The sequence below is a fragment of the uncultured Campylobacter sp. genome, assembly GCF_937996225.1.
Classification (GTDB): Bacteria; Campylobacterota; Campylobacteria; order Campylobacterales; family Campylobacteraceae; genus Campylobacter_B.
In genome coordinates, this window is the sequence record NZ_CALKTC010000051.1 from 1 (window position 1) to 13,342 (window position 13,342).

At 43.7% G+C, this 13,342-nt stretch carries 17 protein-coding genes and 5 tRNA genes; 14 read left to right on the plus strand and 8 right to left on the minus strand.

What is annotated here, in order from left to right:
* Positions 1 to 685 precede the first annotated feature (685 nt).
* The 3 genes from Q0174_RS06010 to Q0174_RS06020 form a co-directional block, all read right to left on the minus strand.
* Positions 686 to 1,027: a hypothetical protein gene (locus tag Q0174_RS06010; RefSeq protein WP_298042378.1), complete on the minus strand. Its 342-nt coding sequence runs from the start codon at positions 1,025 to 1,027 to the stop codon at positions 686 to 688.
* Between the two features lie 262 nt (positions 1,028 to 1,289).
* Positions 1,290 to 1,577, minus strand: a complete 288-nt coding sequence (locus Q0174_RS06015) for a hypothetical protein (RefSeq protein ID WP_298042380.1) — start codon at positions 1,575 to 1,577, stop codon at positions 1,290 to 1,292.
* A gap of 311 nt (positions 1,578 to 1,888) precedes the next feature.
* Positions 1,889 to 2,200, minus strand: coding sequence for a hypothetical protein (locus tag Q0174_RS06020; RefSeq protein WP_298042383.1), 312 nt, complete (start codon positions 2,198 to 2,200; stop codon positions 1,889 to 1,891).
* Between the two features lie 326 nt (positions 2,201 to 2,526).
* Between Q0174_RS06020 and Q0174_RS06025 the strand changes: the two genes are divergently transcribed.
* The 6 genes from Q0174_RS06025 to Q0174_RS06050 all read left to right on the plus strand — a co-directional run bounded on the left by Q0174_RS06025 (position 2,527) and on the right by Q0174_RS06050 (position 5,910).
* A tRNA-Arg gene (locus Q0174_RS06025) sits at positions 2,527 to 2,603 on the plus strand.
* Between the two features lie 64 nt (positions 2,604 to 2,667).
* Positions 2,668 to 3,660 (plus strand): agmatine deiminase family protein, encoded by a 993-nt coding sequence (locus Q0174_RS06030; RefSeq protein ID WP_298042385.1) that lies wholly within the window; start codon positions 2,668 to 2,670, stop codon positions 3,658 to 3,660.
* A 20-nt stretch (positions 3,661 to 3,680) separates the two neighbouring features.
* Positions 3,681 to 4,853: a carbon-nitrogen hydrolase gene (locus Q0174_RS06035; protein WP_298042387.1), complete on the plus strand. Its 1,173-nt coding sequence runs from the start codon at positions 3,681 to 3,683 to the stop codon at positions 4,851 to 4,853.
* A 275-nt stretch (positions 4,854 to 5,128) separates the two neighbouring features.
* Positions 5,129 to 5,536: a prepilin-type N-terminal cleavage/methylation domain-containing protein gene (locus Q0174_RS06040; RefSeq protein WP_298042390.1), complete on the plus strand. Its 408-nt coding sequence runs from the start codon at positions 5,129 to 5,131 to the stop codon at positions 5,534 to 5,536.
* Positions 5,537 to 5,720: 184 nt separating this feature from the next.
* Positions 5,721 to 5,795, plus strand: a tRNA-Gln gene (locus Q0174_RS06045).
* A gap of 40 nt (positions 5,796 to 5,835) precedes the next feature.
* Positions 5,836 to 5,910, plus strand: a tRNA-Met gene (locus Q0174_RS06050).
* 344 nt (positions 5,911 to 6,254) lie between these two features.
* Here the strand turns inward: Q0174_RS06050 and Q0174_RS06055 are convergent.
* From Q0174_RS06055 to Q0174_RS06070, 4 genes are all read right to left on the minus strand, one after another.
* Positions 6,255 to 6,620 carry a DUF3969 family protein gene (locus Q0174_RS06055; protein ID WP_298042393.1) on the minus strand — a complete coding sequence of 122 codons (366 nt, stop codon included), beginning with the start codon at positions 6,618 to 6,620 and terminating at the stop codon, positions 6,255 to 6,257.
* 26 nt (positions 6,621 to 6,646) lie between these two features.
* Positions 6,647 to 6,985: a hypothetical protein gene (locus Q0174_RS06060; RefSeq protein WP_298042395.1), complete on the minus strand. Its 339-nt coding sequence runs from the start codon at positions 6,983 to 6,985 to the stop codon at positions 6,647 to 6,649.
* A 96-nt stretch (positions 6,986 to 7,081) separates the two neighbouring features.
* Complete coding sequence (gene imm40 / locus Q0174_RS06065; protein WP_298042398.1) at positions 7,082 to 7,447, minus strand: Imm40 family immunity protein; 366 nt, start codon at positions 7,445 to 7,447, stop codon at positions 7,082 to 7,084.
* Positions 7,448 to 7,898: 451 nt separating this feature from the next.
* Positions 7,899 to 7,974: transfer RNA gene (locus Q0174_RS06070), tRNA-Ala, on the minus strand.
* A gap of 135 nt (positions 7,975 to 8,109) precedes the next feature.
* Here Q0174_RS06070 and Q0174_RS06075 point away from each other — a divergent pair.
* The 7 genes from Q0174_RS06075 to Q0174_RS06105 all read left to right on the plus strand — a co-directional run bounded on the left by Q0174_RS06075 (position 8,110) and on the right by Q0174_RS06105 (position 12,489).
* A tRNA-Gly gene (locus Q0174_RS06075) sits at positions 8,110 to 8,184 on the plus strand.
* Between the two features lie 76 nt (positions 8,185 to 8,260).
* Positions 8,261 to 8,815: a UbiX family flavin prenyltransferase gene (locus Q0174_RS06080; RefSeq protein WP_298042400.1), complete on the plus strand. Its 555-nt coding sequence runs from the start codon at positions 8,261 to 8,263 to the stop codon at positions 8,813 to 8,815.
* The gene (coaD, locus tag Q0174_RS06085) at positions 8,815 to 9,291 is read left to right on the plus strand and encodes a pantetheine-phosphate adenylyltransferase (protein ID WP_177387474.1); all 477 of its coding nucleotides are present in this window, start codon (positions 8,815 to 8,817) and stop codon (positions 9,289 to 9,291) included. Before Q0174_RS06080 ends, coaD begins: the two co-directional genes overlap by 1 nt.
* Positions 9,292 to 9,364: 73 nt before the next feature.
* Positions 9,365 to 10,453 (plus strand): hypothetical protein, encoded by a 1,089-nt coding sequence (locus Q0174_RS06090; RefSeq protein ID WP_298042403.1) that lies wholly within the window; start codon positions 9,365 to 9,367, stop codon positions 10,451 to 10,453.
* 509 nt (positions 10,454 to 10,962) lie between these two features.
* Positions 10,963 to 11,589: a dTMP kinase gene (gene tmk / locus Q0174_RS06095; RefSeq protein ID WP_298042406.1), complete on the plus strand. Its 627-nt coding sequence runs from the start codon at positions 10,963 to 10,965 to the stop codon at positions 11,587 to 11,589.
* Positions 11,590 to 11,608: 19 nt separating this feature from the next.
* Positions 11,609 to 11,899: a hypothetical protein gene (locus Q0174_RS06100; protein ID WP_298042408.1), complete on the plus strand. Its 291-nt coding sequence runs from the start codon at positions 11,609 to 11,611 to the stop codon at positions 11,897 to 11,899.
* Positions 11,900 to 11,901: 2 nt separating this feature from the next.
* Positions 11,902 to 12,489 (plus strand): hypothetical protein, encoded by a 588-nt coding sequence (locus tag Q0174_RS06105; protein ID WP_298042411.1) that lies wholly within the window; start codon positions 11,902 to 11,904, stop codon positions 12,487 to 12,489.
* A 24-nt stretch (positions 12,490 to 12,513) separates the two neighbouring features.
* On the opposite strand, the gene Q0174_RS06110 is transcribed toward Q0174_RS06105, so the two are convergent.
* The gene (locus Q0174_RS06110) at positions 12,514 to 12,735 is read right to left on the minus strand and encodes a hypothetical protein (RefSeq protein ID WP_298042414.1); all 222 of its coding nucleotides are present in this window, start codon (positions 12,733 to 12,735) and stop codon (positions 12,514 to 12,516) included.
* 396 nt (positions 12,736 to 13,131) lie between these two features.
* Here Q0174_RS06110 and Q0174_RS06115 point away from each other — a divergent pair.
* Positions 13,132 to 13,342: hypothetical protein (locus tag Q0174_RS06115; RefSeq protein WP_298042415.1), on the plus strand; the 211-nt coding region annotated here is incomplete at its 3' end.

Below are 13,342 nucleotides of genomic sequence, written 5' to 3' on the forward strand. Positions count from 1 at the left end.
CGTCGTCGGGGGTTAGGTGAGGTTTGTGGGCGAGCAGAGCAATGCGGTGCTGCGGAGGCGGCGTCTTGCGAGAAGTGTGACCTCGCAATTGGGGCTCCCTTCCTGTCCCAAGATTACGATATCACGAGCTAAAATTTAAACGGAATTTTATAAGGTAAAGCGACGCTTTAAATTTAAGTTGTAAATTTATCAGTTAAATTCCAAAAAATTTATGCATATTTACGTTGACGTTGTGTGCCATACATGACCAGTAAGGGGGCGGCGCTCAGAGTTGCGAGGCGCGCCCGCCCCCTTACGAACCCCCACCCGCGCGACGCTAGAAGGGCGAGCTACGCTCGCGCTAATTTTACGTTTTAAATTACGGCACGCAGATTTTATGCTTATTTGTTTCATTAAAATTAAACTCAGGCGTAGCCTGCACCGCTAGCGTCGTCGGGGGATGGGTGGGGTTTGGGGCGGGAAGGGGAGCGACCTCGCAATTCAAGCCCCCTTCCCGCCCCAAGAAACAGAAAATACGGCATAAATTTCAAAAGCCGTGGATTCGGCGATAAAATTTTGAAATTTTATCTCTTAAAATATAATAAGTGTAGCATGCTTAGTAAGAGATGCGGCGTAAAATTTGAAATTCTGCAACGAAAACGGCGTCTATGCAATGCCCGCTCTGCATCCGCCGCAAATTTTAAATTTAGGATAAAATTTTAATGGCTAGCCCCGCGCAAAATAGAAAAATCCCCGCATAGATCACTAAAAACGGCGCGATTATCGCATAGTGGATGATGAGCTCGAAGAAATTGTAGATCAAATGCTTGCTTTTGGGCTCTTTAAATTTTAATTCTAGCGGCTCGTTCGAATCAAACGGCGTGTTGGAGCGCAAGATGTGCTTTGGACTAAACATCCAGCGCACCAAGTCTATTTTATTGCGCTGCATATAGTCTTTGCCGATCCTGCATACGCCGTTTATATAGCATACAAAACCAAAACCGCCGAAAAACAAAATGAGCCCGATGTCGATCAGCTTATCCGCCATAGCGATCTTTCCTTTGCTTTTTAAATTTAGAAATTTAGCCCGCCGTATTTGCTCTCGCCGTTTGCCTATTGAAATTCTAATTTCGCAGGATTGCACTCTTTGTCGGCTTTGCAATCTTGCAATTTTTTGATGATTTTATTGAAATGTTCTTTGTCATGCGCCAAATCTCGCGTCATCGTCATATATTTTATTACCTCGTCTACATCTAAAGCATATTCAAAATAAGTTAATGCGCTAAGCAAACAAGAATTCCATATTTTGCCTACTTCACAAGCATAGATAATCTTTTTAATCCCATAGGGAATTTATTCATTTTGATTAACAGATTGCCCGATATGTCGCAAGATAAAGCATTTCCAATCTCATCTTTTTCAAAACAATTTTTATCAATGATAGTTAATAAGCTTTGACAAGCGCTATATTTACCGTCGCCCATATTGCACTTTTTAATAAGTTGCGAGATCTCTTGTGAGAAAATTTTATCGCATCCTCCATAGGAGTGCGAAGCATCACAATCATTCAATGCCTTACCGCGCTCTACAGCGGACATTTTATAAAACCCGTCGCTTAAAATTTTAACTCCCGCGGAATTTTGTCCTTACGCCTTGCTCGGCTCCGTATCTTGCATCGCAAAAGCAGCCCCGCTAAAACCGAGCCACAGCGCAAACGCCAAAAAGACCTTTTTCATTTTCTCTCCCTCATTCATTTTATTACTTGCTTATGATACCTAAAAAGCGATAAATTTTATTTATTTTGCATGGGATTCGGGCTGCAAAGCGGTAAAATTTTAGGGCATTTGTGGTGGTGGGGGACTATGCGCTTGAGACTTTTTATCGAAACAAAGCCGCAAGCGCAGTATGATTATTTTTTAAGTTCTCGTCCTACTATAAACGGTCTTTCGCCAGGCTCGGTGACTTTAACGCATCTGCAGGGTTTATTTAAATTGGCTCCAGCAGTTTTGCTCTTATCGGTGTCGGTCACAACTTCTATGATAGCAATAACATTTCCGTCTATACATATTTTTTGAACGGAGAATAACGCATTGCTATCATCATAAGAAATGTCGCATATATTAGCGTCTTTGGCTATCATCTCTTTCCTACCGCCTTCATTAGCATTTGTTGTAACTAATCCTAACATTATCACTAATGCCGTGATAAATAGTTTTTTCATCATCTATCCTTGTTTTAGTTTTTTAAAACTCGGTTCGTCATTTTTCGAACCACCTTTAAAATTCGAGTGATTTAAAATTTTACGTGCGGATTTTCAAAATCTACGTAACATTTTAAAAATTTAGTGATAATTAATCAGTCCCTTCTCCCTCCTTTATAAAACAACGTAGTATAATTTTACCCCCCCCCCCTAAAAAAATGATAAAATTTTAAAAGTTGATTTTTTGAAATTTAATAAAGATAATTTTTTTGTGCAGTGAAATTTAAACCACCTTTTTGGCTAAATTTAAGCTAAAAACGCTATAATCCCGTTTTCTTTTATTTCGTGCGCTCGTAGCTCAGCTGGATAGAGTATTTGATTGCGGTTCAAAAGGTCGGGGATTCGAATTCCTCCGGGCGCACCATCCACAAATATCTTTTTAAACCGAGCTTCGCTATAATCCGTGAAATTTTAATCTTGGAGCAAAAATGAGAGCATTCGCCGAATGGGAAGAGCAAGAGGCGCTTTTGGTGTCTTTGCCGCACGCGGACACCGACTGGGCGCCGTATTTAGGCGAGATACGGGCGGCTTATCGCGACTTTATCGCTGCCGCAGCGAGGTTTGAGCCGGTCGTCGCGATCGCGCCGAGCCGCGAGGATTTTGAGCAAATTTGCGGCGGCTTAGCAAACGCGAGCTTCGCGCAAATCGACACCGACGATACGTGGATCCGCGATTACGGTGCGATCGACGTAGAGGAGGGCGGCAAAATCATAGGGCTAAATTTTCGTTTCAACGCCTGGGGCGGAAAGTTCGCAAGCGCTAAGGACGACGCTTTAAATTCCAAACTTTACGCCGCGAGCGAGCACCCGCTACGAGACGTAGATCTGATCTTGGAAGGCGGCAGCGTCGATTTTGACGGTGCGGCCACGATGCTAACTACGAGCGCGTGTTTGCTGAACGAAAATCGCAACTCTCTGAGCAAGGCGGAGCTGGACGCGCGGCTGCGTGAAATTTTCGGGCTAAAAAACATAATCTGGCTAGAGCGCGGCTTCATAAAAGGCGACGATACCGACAGCCACGTCGATACTCTCGCGCGTTTTTTAAGCCCGCGCGTCGTGGCGATAAGCTCGTGCGACGATCCGAGCGATCTGCACTACGCGGAGCTTGGCGCGATGAGGAATGAAATTTTATCGCTCGGATACAACGTAATCGAACTGCCGATCCCGCGCGCGATCTTTTATCGGGGGCGCAGGCTGCCCGCGACTTACGCAAATTTCGTCTTTTTAAACGACGCGCTCATCGTGCCTACCTATGCAGACCTCGCAGATCCGCACGATCCAAATCGCGCGGCGGACGAGCTGGCGCTGTCGCGTCTGCGTGCAGCGTGCGCGGATCGCGAAGTAGTGGGAGTGAACGCGCGCGTTTTCATCCGCCAAAATGGCTCGCTGCACTGCTCGTGTATGAATAAATTCAGGCTTTAAATTTAGATCGAAGGAAAAATATGAAAATTTTAAAAGTTGGGCTGATTTCGCATAAATTTGAAGGTACCAAGGCGCGCACGATAGCACGCAGTATCGAGCTCATCGCACGTGCGGCGGCGAAGGGCGCGCAGTTAATCGTTTTGCAAGAGCTTCATCAGACGCATTATTTTTGCCAGCGCGAAAATACCGAAAATTTCGACTATGCGCAGGATTTCGAGCGCGATTTGCGGCTGTGGAGCGAGGTGGCGAAGAGATTTGGCGTCGTGCTGGTAAGCTCGCTTTTCGAGCGCCGCGCCGCGGGGCTGTATCACAATACCGCCGTGGTCTTCGAGCGCGACGGCTCTATCGCGGGGCGGTATCGCAAGATGCACATACCCGATGATCCGCAGTTTTACGAAAAATTTTATTTCACGCCGGGCGATCTGGGCTTTGAGCCCATAGATACGAGCGTGGGACGGCTCGGCGTGCTCGTGTGCTGGGATCAGTGGTATCCCGAGGCGGCGCGCGCGATGGCGCTACGGGGCGCGGAGCTACTCATATATCCGACTGCGATCGGGTGGTTCGACGGCGACGGCGAGGACGAAAAAGCACGCCAGCTGGAGGCCTGGGTCGCGGTACAGCGCGGGCATGCGGTGGCAAACTCTCTGCCCGTAATCGCCGTAAACCGCGTGGGCTTTGAAAGCGCCGCACTTAGCGAAGTCTCGCCAGATGAAATTTTATCCGGGAGCGAAGCAAATTTGAATATGCGCGATAAAATTTCGCGCTCCGCGGATACGAGCGGCGAGAGTAAAATTTTAAGCGAGGGCGGAATTTTATCTTTTAATAACGGTGTGCTAACGGATAGCGACAAAATGGCGATCGGCAGCGAAATTTTGCCCGCAAAGGATGAGGCGGCGCGAGAGAATTTAAAGATTTCAATAGAGATCAAATTTAACGGCGAAACTTTAGAGGTGTTGCCGAATAAACAGCGTGTAGAGCGGCTTGCCAGCGAAGAGGGGATTAGATTTTGGGGCAATAGCTTTGTTTTTGGTGCACAGGGCGAACAGCTGTTTCGCGCAAATAGCACCGATGAGCTATTTGAAGTCGTAACCATCGATATGCAAAGATGCGAAAACGTGCGCCGCTGGTGGCCGTTTTTACGCGATAGACGCGTAGAGGAGTATGGAATTCTTACGAAGAGATACGGGCTGTAGCATTCTGTATCTAGAATAGACATATGGTTTATCGGACGCGCACAGAATGAAAGTAAATGATTTTTATAGTATCAATGTGCAAAGGCGCCGTCGAAATACATTAATGGACCAAATGAGCTTAAAATTTTGATTTTAAAATGCCCGCAAAATCGGACTTTGTAAATAAATTGTAAAAAATTTGCCAAAAACTATTGACAATTTTTAAATTTTTCTCTATAATTCTGCCAAGTTTCGCATATAGGTATGCGGGATGAATTTTATTTAAGGAGTAAACCATGAAAAAAGGTTTTACTATGATCGAGTTGATCTTCGTTATCGTTATTTTAGGTATTTTGGCAGCTGTTGCTATTCCAAGACTTGCAGCTACTCGTGATGACGCTGAGGTTTCTAAGGCAGCTACAAATATTCAAACTATGGTAACAGATTTGGGTGCATATTATACATCGCAAGGTAACTTTACTACTGACTTTACTAAGATGACAAATGTAGCCAACCCTGTAAAAGCTAAAAGTGAGGAATGCTTAAAGTTAGGTGGAGTTAACAATGATACAGTAACAGTAACAATGACAAATGGTACTCTATGCAAGCAAGTTTGGTCAATGCCTGGTCTAAAAGAAGTTCAAGCAAAGATTAGTGCTGATGGTGGTATTAAATTTGGTGGTAAGAACGTTAACTACAACTAATAATTTTATTGTAGATACTTTTATAAGGCTCTAGCTTTAGCTAGAGCCTTTTTTATTTATATAAATATAGTTTTTTATTTGATTTAATAATTCTATAAATAATTTATTAAATTATTATAAGATTTCTTTGAATTTAATCTTGACTTTTAGTTACTATTTTTATATAATTGAAGTTTATTTATAATGGGGTATAGCCAAGCGGCAAGGCAATTGGTTTTGGTCCAATCATTCGGAGGTTCGAATCCTCCTACCCCATCCACTTTCGCGAATGTTATTTTCAATCTTCGCACTTTTTATGTCGCAGAGTAGAGCAGTGGTAGCTCGTCGGGCTCATAACCCGAAGGTCGGTGGTTCAAATCCACCCTCTGCAACCAAATCATCATTAAATTTCTACCGCAGCATCGTGACTTCAAAATTTTACTCTTGCTTTCATTGTGAATAAGAAAATCTCATATAATCTAAATTAGAGTATTTTATCTACTAATTTATTTTCAAGCCAATGGCTTAAAATTAATAATTATCGAGAAAGATACATAAAACTCTTTAAATTGTAAAATTTTACCGATTCGTCTAAAATTTGTGATTTATCATACCGTCAATATTATCAAGAACGCTAATCAAGTATTGGAAATATTTAAATTTACACGGACTTTCTTATCGTAACGTTTAAAATTTTATTTACCCGCTCGCTCACTGCAAAGACGGAAGTCATGGAATCCTATTCTTCATCTATAATTATCCATCTTTTTCTAGATTCTTCATCGTATTGCTTTAAAATTTCTATTATTCTATTCTGTAATGTTTGCAGGGTTTGCATATATTTTGCAGGAATTAGCTCAAAAATATCCTCTAGTTCGCAACATTCAGTTATTATATCTATGACACGCTTGCTAACTTTATTGTTTTCCAAATGCGTTGAAATATAGGGCGAAAACAAAATTCTTTGACTTTCATCTATGGTAATCGCCTGGTGCTCCAATGCCTGCAATGAACCTAGCGCCATCAATAAAATTGCCCTCTCGCTTACCATGTCAATATTTTTTTCTAATATCATTTGAATCGCTCCGCCCGTATTTAATTTCATCTAAAATCATAAAATCTTTTCTTCGTCTATCTCCCCATAAGGCAAGGGTTTGCCAGCTCAAATATGATTTCCTGCAAAATCTCATCCTCATACCCTACGTCCTCGCGGCACTCGATTAAATTTGCCCACTCCTCAAGGAGGTCATATGAAATTTCTTTATCGATGACTCTATTTAGGATATTTGCAATGGTATTTTGAGTTATCGTTACAAGCTCCGATTCGCTATCAAAGCCTATCTTTGCCAAGTCGCTTTTTATCGCGCTTATACCTTTGGTGAAATTTATCAAATTTAATAAAATATCTATTTTAGCCATCAATGCCGCATTCGCCCTCAAGCCTCTATAGCCATATCCTTGTCTTTTCATAAAGCCTCGGTTCTAAAATTCTAAATTTCATATTGTTTTTCCTTTTAAAATTTAATCGGTTGCCGATATTTTATTTGCACAATCCAATTAAAATTTTCATTTGGATACCCGCCCAGGGCCAATGGCCGGATAATATATAAAATCATCTCCGTTTTTAGCGCGATAATTAGTGATATATTGGATCGCCACTTCGAATGCATTGTCATTCCCCTCGTTTGTATACCAGCTATTGCATGTGATTATGGGCTTATTGCCGCTTAGGCGATATACTTCTCCTCCTAGGATAATCATACCTTTATCTCTTGTGATTTTTAGCACCTCCATTACATCATCAAATCTCCAAGCTATATCATAAATTCCGTACTCCTCCCTTAGGCGTATGCCGCGCTCTAGCAGATCCTGCGGCACGATATTTACGTAATCTTCATCTATAAACGCCGCGCCATCTTCTTCAACTGACATAATCTCTCCTTTCATTAAAATTTAATTTATTGCAAAGACTTTTCTATATCGTTTATTAGGCGATGAAGCGTTTCGAGACGACTAGTACTCGGATTATTTTGGTTCAAAATTCTAAAATATCACTATACTTTATCGTATTTACATCGCGCTCGTCAAAAGATGGAAGTATATATTTTTCGTTCATCTTAACGATTTTTGCGATATAGCTCTCGCTTATACCATTTTTCGTTTTTGTGCGATATATGCGCCAAAGGGCTTTTGGGCGATATTTATCGCTCTTTCTGTAAATAGGTTTTTAACTAACCTAATAACTAACTGAATTATTTTAAAACAATTATAACATAAAAAGAAACAAAAATAATCAAAAATTACTAAAAAGCCCTAAATATCGGTATTTAAAGGAAGTAAAAGAGATCTAAAAGAAGTGATTTAAAATTAAAAGTAGCTTAAATGGTGGAGTTAAGCGGGATCGAACCGCCGACCTCTTGAATGCCATTCAAGCGCTCTCCCAGCTGAGCTATAACCCCAATAAAGATTTTGTAATTTTACATTATTTTACTTACAAAATTTTTAAATTCCGGCGCTACGCCAAAATTTTCTCCGCAAAAGCCGCTATAAAATGAAATTTTAAGCTTGCATTGGGTAATATTTCATTTCTTTGCGCGGGAATAGCTCAGTGGTAGAGCGCAACCTTGCCATGGTTGATGTCGCGAGTTCGACTCTCGTTTCCCGCTCCATCTTAACTTCAAATTTTAAAATTCCTTCCGCCCCACTCGCTTTTAAAGCACAAAATTTCGATATGAAAGCCTTGAAATGAAAATTTTAGTTTGCGTAAGCGGCGCGAGTTTTTGCGAGATCGGGCTTGATCTGCTTAAATTTCTTGCCAGCTCGCCGCATGAAATCCACGCCGTGCTTACGCAGGGTGCGCGTCGCGTCCTGCGCGCTGAAAGCGGCATAGACGCGGACGAGGCTTTAAAATCCGCGGAATTTAGGAGCGTAAAATTTTATCCCGACGACGATCTGAGCGCGCCGCCCGCTTCGGGCTCATTCGGCATTGACGCCACAATCTTTGCGCCCTGCTCTATTAGCTCTTTGGCTAAAATTTACGGCGGGCTTTGCGACAGCTTAAGCACTCGCGCCGCCGCAGTCGCGCTAAAAGAGCACAAGCGGCTGGTTCTTGGCGTGCGCGAGATGCCGCTTTCTGCGATCAACCTGCGTCAAATGAGCGAGCTAGCCGCGCTCGGCGTCATCATCGCTCCGCCCGTGATCGCGGGCTACTGCGGCGTGCAAAATTTAAAAAATTTCATAATCGGCAAGTGGTGCGACGCGCTGGGCGTGCAAAACGAGCTATTTAAAAGGTGGCAATAATGCAAAACTCAAGAAAATGTATCTATCCGGGCACTTTCGATCCTATCACGAACGGCCATCTGGACGTAATCAAGCGTGCGCTGGGGCTTTTTGATGAAGTCATCGTGGCAGTCGCGCTAAACGAGAGCAAAAAGCCCTATTTTAGCCTAAAATCCAGACTAGAGATGGCGCGAGCCGCGACACGCGGGCTTCGTGGCGTGAGCGTGCAAAGCTTTGATAATCTACTCGTGGATTTCGCCAAATCCTGCGGCGTGCGCTTCGTTATCCGCGGACTGCGCGCGGTCAGTGACTTTGAGTACGAGCTGCAGATAGGCTATGCAAACGCTTCGCTATGGGAGGAATTTGAGAGCGTGTATTTGATGCCGACGCTCAAAAACGCCTTCATCTCAAGCTCGATTGTCCGCTCCGTTTTGAGCCACGGCGGCGACGTTTCGCACCTCGTGCCGAGCGAAATTTTAAAATTTTTGAAAAAATGAGCTCGCAAGCGACTGAAATTTAGCTCGCAGGTGCGGCTAAATTTAAAATTTACAAACCACACGGGAGATAAAAATGGATAAGCAAATGGATGAGATAGAAAGACTGCGAACGTTTTTAAAAAGCGTGAGAGATGAATACAAAGCCTTAAATAAAATAGCCGAAGCGCAGGTCGTAAGCAGGCGCTGGGCGTCGGGTAGCTATATAAATTTAGAGCCCTTTTATTTCGAATATAACCGCTTCTCAAAAGGCAAAATTTTAAAAGCTAAACCAAAAAAGATCGTAAACGCCTACGAATACGGCTTTGATGCGCAAGATCGCGTCGTTTTTGAAAGGCAACATGACGGCAAAAAAAGTTTCTTTGAAAGCCTTTATTTTTGGGGGCGGGACGAAGTTTTAAAATATCATTTCGGTTGCTACAATAAAAGATGCTCAAAATGCTTCAATATAAAAAGATTTATCTATGAGGATGGCGAGCTAAAGTCCATCTATTCGGCCTTTGACAACAACGCCTATGGGATAGAAAATTTTACTTACGAAGGCGGCAAGCTCGCACAAAGACGGGAGTATGTAGAGCACCCTCGCGCAGGCAGAAGGAATGACGTAACAAACTATGAATTTGACGCAATGGGCGAGCTGAACTTAATAACCGAAAATGGTTATGTGCGCTATCAAAAGCCGGATAAGAATATGAGCTATAAAAAGCTCTATGAGCTCGCCGCGCAAAGGCTGCTGCCAGCGATTAAAGAGACGATCAAAAAGCACGCGCCCGGCTGCAAGCTCTACTGCATAAATTTAGCTTGCGACAATAGGAGTTTGCCGCCGATCATCGGATTCGGCTCGCAAGAGCAGCGCGCGCAGTGGCTTACACGAAAGGACGGTTGGCTTCTTTGGCTTGTTCCTGATTACGAGTTTCGAGCTGAGGTCGAAGTAGACTACGAAACGGTGAAAATTTTTGATCTTTTCAATCAAGAAACGCAGCTAAATGATAAATATGCGCAGGCTAAAAAGCTCATTTGGGAGTGCGTGAAGCAGCTCAAAGCAGGTCTTGGCGAATTTGCGCTCGATATGACGGATGATTTTACGATCACGGCTACCGATTGCGATCTTAGCGATCTGAGGAAAGATTTCATAGCGATAAATCCCGAACCGTCAGGCAAATAAGGGCAAAATTTAAAATTTCATCGTCGCGATTTTATCATTGCGCGCAGCGTTTGCCCGCCCCAATGCGCCCCACTCTGCATAACGCCGCCCTGCTCCGCAAAAGCGCCGCCCTTTCCATCTAGCGCCATCCGCTTCGCAAAGGACATATCCTACTATGTATATAATGACGCCCTACCTCGCCCGACGTGCCATTCTATCCACACGGCGCGCCGTCTTTATCGGCTGACGCCCTGCTCCGCTCGGTACGCGCTCCGCAAGCGCAAATTTACTCGCTCGCTGTGTTATGAGACGCATCCGTCCGAGCGCTAAATTTAACCGCGAGCCGCACCGCAAATAGCAAAAGCTGGGCAACAAAGCGCCCGATAAAATTTTACGCCGAAAGATCAAAAGCGGTTCGCATAAGCTCGCGCAGAAGCCCGATTTTGAGGCGAAATTTACGCTCAGCTGTTTAAAAAAGCCGCTATTTAGCTATAAGCTTGTAAAATAGCGCTCAAATTTAAAGGCGAAAAATGTATGTAATATTCGAAGGTATCGACGGCGTGGGTAAAAGCACGCAGATAGCGCGACTGGCGACGACTTTTCCGCGGGCGATCGTGACCAAGGAGCCCGGCGGCACGAAGCTCGGCGAGGCGGTGCGAAGCCTCGTTTTGGGCGAGGATTTTAAGTGGTCGCGCGGTAGCGTAAATCTGCGCGAGGCCTGCGGCGAAATTTCAAAGCGCGCCGAGCTGCTTTTGTTCCTCGCAGACCGCGCCGAGCACTACGAGCGCGTGATAAAGGGCGGCGCGGACAGGCTCGTGCTAAGCGATCGCGGCTTCATCTCGGGGCTTGCCTATGCGCTGGCAAACGACAAAAACGCGGATCTTAGCGAGCTTATCGCGCTTAATAAATTTGCGCTTGGGGGTAAATTTGCAGATAAAATCGTGCTGTTTTCGGCGAACGAGCAGCTCATCGGGCGGCGGCTCAAAACGCGTGCTAGCAGCGATATAATCGAGGCTCGCGGGTTAAAATACCTAATGCGTGTGCAAGATCTTATGGCGCAGGCATGCGCGGCGTGCGGCGTTGAGACCCTGAAAATCGACGCTGCACAATCCGAAGAAGCGATCTGCGATCAGATAAGAAATTTCATACTTTCTTAAAATTTTAAGACGTGGAATTTTGCCGCGGGAAAGAATTTCTGAGCCCTATCGTGAAATTTTAGCTATGGAATTTCATCGTAAAATTTTAGCTTTAAATTTCGTTATGGAGTTTTGCAGGCGCAGTTCTAGGGAAAATTTCATGGGCGGAATTTGTTTTATAATTTCGCAGCAAAATTTCGCCACAGAATTCTGTCTTAAAATTCCGCCGCAGACTGAAAAGGCGCGAAATTTCATAAGTGAAATCCCGCGCGGAATTTTTATACGCGGATTGCAGGCGGAATTCCGCTTAAGCTTTAGATTGAAAGGATAATGATGAAGACGTTAAAGTTCGTTTTGCGTAAGGTTTTAAAATTTATATTTTTGTTTTGGGTGGTAATAAGCTCGCTTTTCGGCACATATATGATCGCTGATAAATTTTTCGGCCGCACCGTCGTAGCCTGGACGCTCATCCGTGATTTTAGCAGCGCTTCGCTGGATCTGGAGGATTTTAGCATCAGCGCTAGCTTAAGAGCTACCACTATCGGCGGACGATCATGGCGCGTTGAGCGCGAGCCGAAGCCAGACTTCTCAGACGACAACTCCACCGGCGCTCCGTATGAACTAAGTATAAAATTTGACCACGTGAGCGTGCCCAGGATCGTGCTGAAAAATATCAAACTCAAGCAGGTGCAAAGCGGGCGCATCGTGTTTGAAAAGGATGAGCTAGAGGTGCCGCTAGAAATGGGCTATAGCGGTTACAAAAGCGGTAGAATAGAGATACCGGGTCTTGATTCTACGCATGTTAGACACAGACTGAGCGCCGAAATATGCGTGTCTGGGGGCGCTTGCACAAACTTCGTGCATTTTTTCTTGCCGTACAGGCACGTAGAGGGTACAGCGGCTCTGCGGGGCATTTTTTAACCGCGAAAGATTCGGCATGAAATTTTAAAACATAAAATTTACGACGGCATGGGTTAATTTGGCGGAATAAACGAGTAGATTATCGATGCCCGTAACGTGGCGGTATAGTTTATTTATGTGGTGGGATTTTGCCGCTCGCCAGGAATTTGTGATTTCGGGGCGCATAAAATTTATAGCGCAGCGTGAAATTCTACCCGGCAAAAATTTATACCCTATTCCGGTGCCGATAAATAAATCTGCTAACAAATCCCGCGAGGCGTCAATCTATTAAGATCCTAAATTTATAACGCAGCGATATGGGTATAAAATTTTAAAATTACCGGCAAAAATATCATAATTAAAAAAGCGCGTTACATATTATAAAATGCGCTTTATTATCATTCGCCCTTTTATAATTTTCAGTATTTTTGCTAGCCGTTTCAAAAACGCTTTGCAAAATTTAGCGCTATATTAAAGCTTAAAATGCGTCTATTACGCATTTCTTGACTATTCAAAATTTTTTACTTCTTAAAAATCAAAATTTTAGCTATTTAAAATCTATACTTGAATTTAAACTACAATTTAATTAAACATTAAAAATCTTTGTATTATTATTCGCCGCGTTAATAATCAATTCTATAATCATTAAGTAAGGAAATATAAATGTTTAGAAGATTCTCTCTCTCTCTCTATGTCTCGCTGCTCTTTTATGGCTCGCTTTACGCGGAAGAGCCGGCCAACTCACAAGAACTGGGAACTATCCAGGTAACGGGCAATGTCGATTCGCAAAGCGTAGCCGAGCAAAAGGTCGGCGAGACTAAGACTACTGCGCAGACTATTAAGAAGCAGCAGATCACCGATAGTAGAGACTTGG

What these genes read in the sequence shown, in the direction of transcription:
- Q0174_RS06010 (WP_298042378.1), bottom strand. Translation starts at nt 1,027, where the DNA reads ATGGCGGATAAGCTGATCGACATCGGGCTCATTTTGTTTTTCGGCGGT.
- Q0174_RS06015 (WP_298042380.1), bottom strand. Translation starts at nt 1,577, where the DNA reads ATGTCCGCTGTAGAGCGCGGTAAGGCATTGAATGATTGTGATGCTTCG.
- Q0174_RS06020 (WP_298042383.1), bottom strand. Translation starts at nt 2,200, where the DNA reads ATGAAAAAACTATTTATCACGGCATTAGTGATAATGTTAGGATTAGTT.
- Q0174_RS06030 (WP_298042385.1), top strand. Translation starts at nt 2,668, where the DNA reads ATGAGAGCATTCGCCGAATGGGAAGAGCAAGAGGCGCTTTTGGTGTCT.
- Q0174_RS06035 (WP_298042387.1), top strand. Translation starts at nt 3,681, where the DNA reads ATGAAAATTTTAAAAGTTGGGCTGATTTCGCATAAATTTGAAGGTACC.
- Q0174_RS06040 (WP_298042390.1), top strand. Translation starts at nt 5,129, where the DNA reads ATGAAAAAAGGTTTTACTATGATCGAGTTGATCTTCGTTATCGTTATT.
- Q0174_RS06055 (WP_298042393.1), bottom strand. Translation starts at nt 6,620, where the DNA reads ATGAAATTAAATACGGGCGGAGCGATTCAAATGATATTAGAAAAAAAT.
- Q0174_RS06060 (WP_298042395.1), bottom strand. Translation starts at nt 6,985, where the DNA reads ATGAAAAGACAAGGATATGGCTATAGAGGCTTGAGGGCGAATGCGGCA.
- imm40 (WP_298042398.1), bottom strand. Translation starts at nt 7,447, where the DNA reads ATGTCAGTTGAAGAAGATGGCGCGGCGTTTATAGATGAAGATTACGTA.
- Q0174_RS06080 (WP_298042400.1), top strand. Translation starts at nt 8,261, where the DNA reads ATGAAAATTTTAGTTTGCGTAAGCGGCGCGAGTTTTTGCGAGATCGGG.
- coaD (WP_177387474.1), top strand. Translation starts at nt 8,815, where the DNA reads ATGCAAAACTCAAGAAAATGTATCTATCCGGGCACTTTCGATCCTATC.
- Q0174_RS06090 (WP_298042403.1), top strand. Translation starts at nt 9,365, where the DNA reads ATGGATAAGCAAATGGATGAGATAGAAAGACTGCGAACGTTTTTAAAA.
- tmk (WP_298042406.1), top strand. Translation starts at nt 10,963, where the DNA reads ATGTATGTAATATTCGAAGGTATCGACGGCGTGGGTAAAAGCACGCAG.
- Q0174_RS06105 (WP_298042411.1), top strand. Translation starts at nt 11,902, where the DNA reads ATGAAGACGTTAAAGTTCGTTTTGCGTAAGGTTTTAAAATTTATATTT.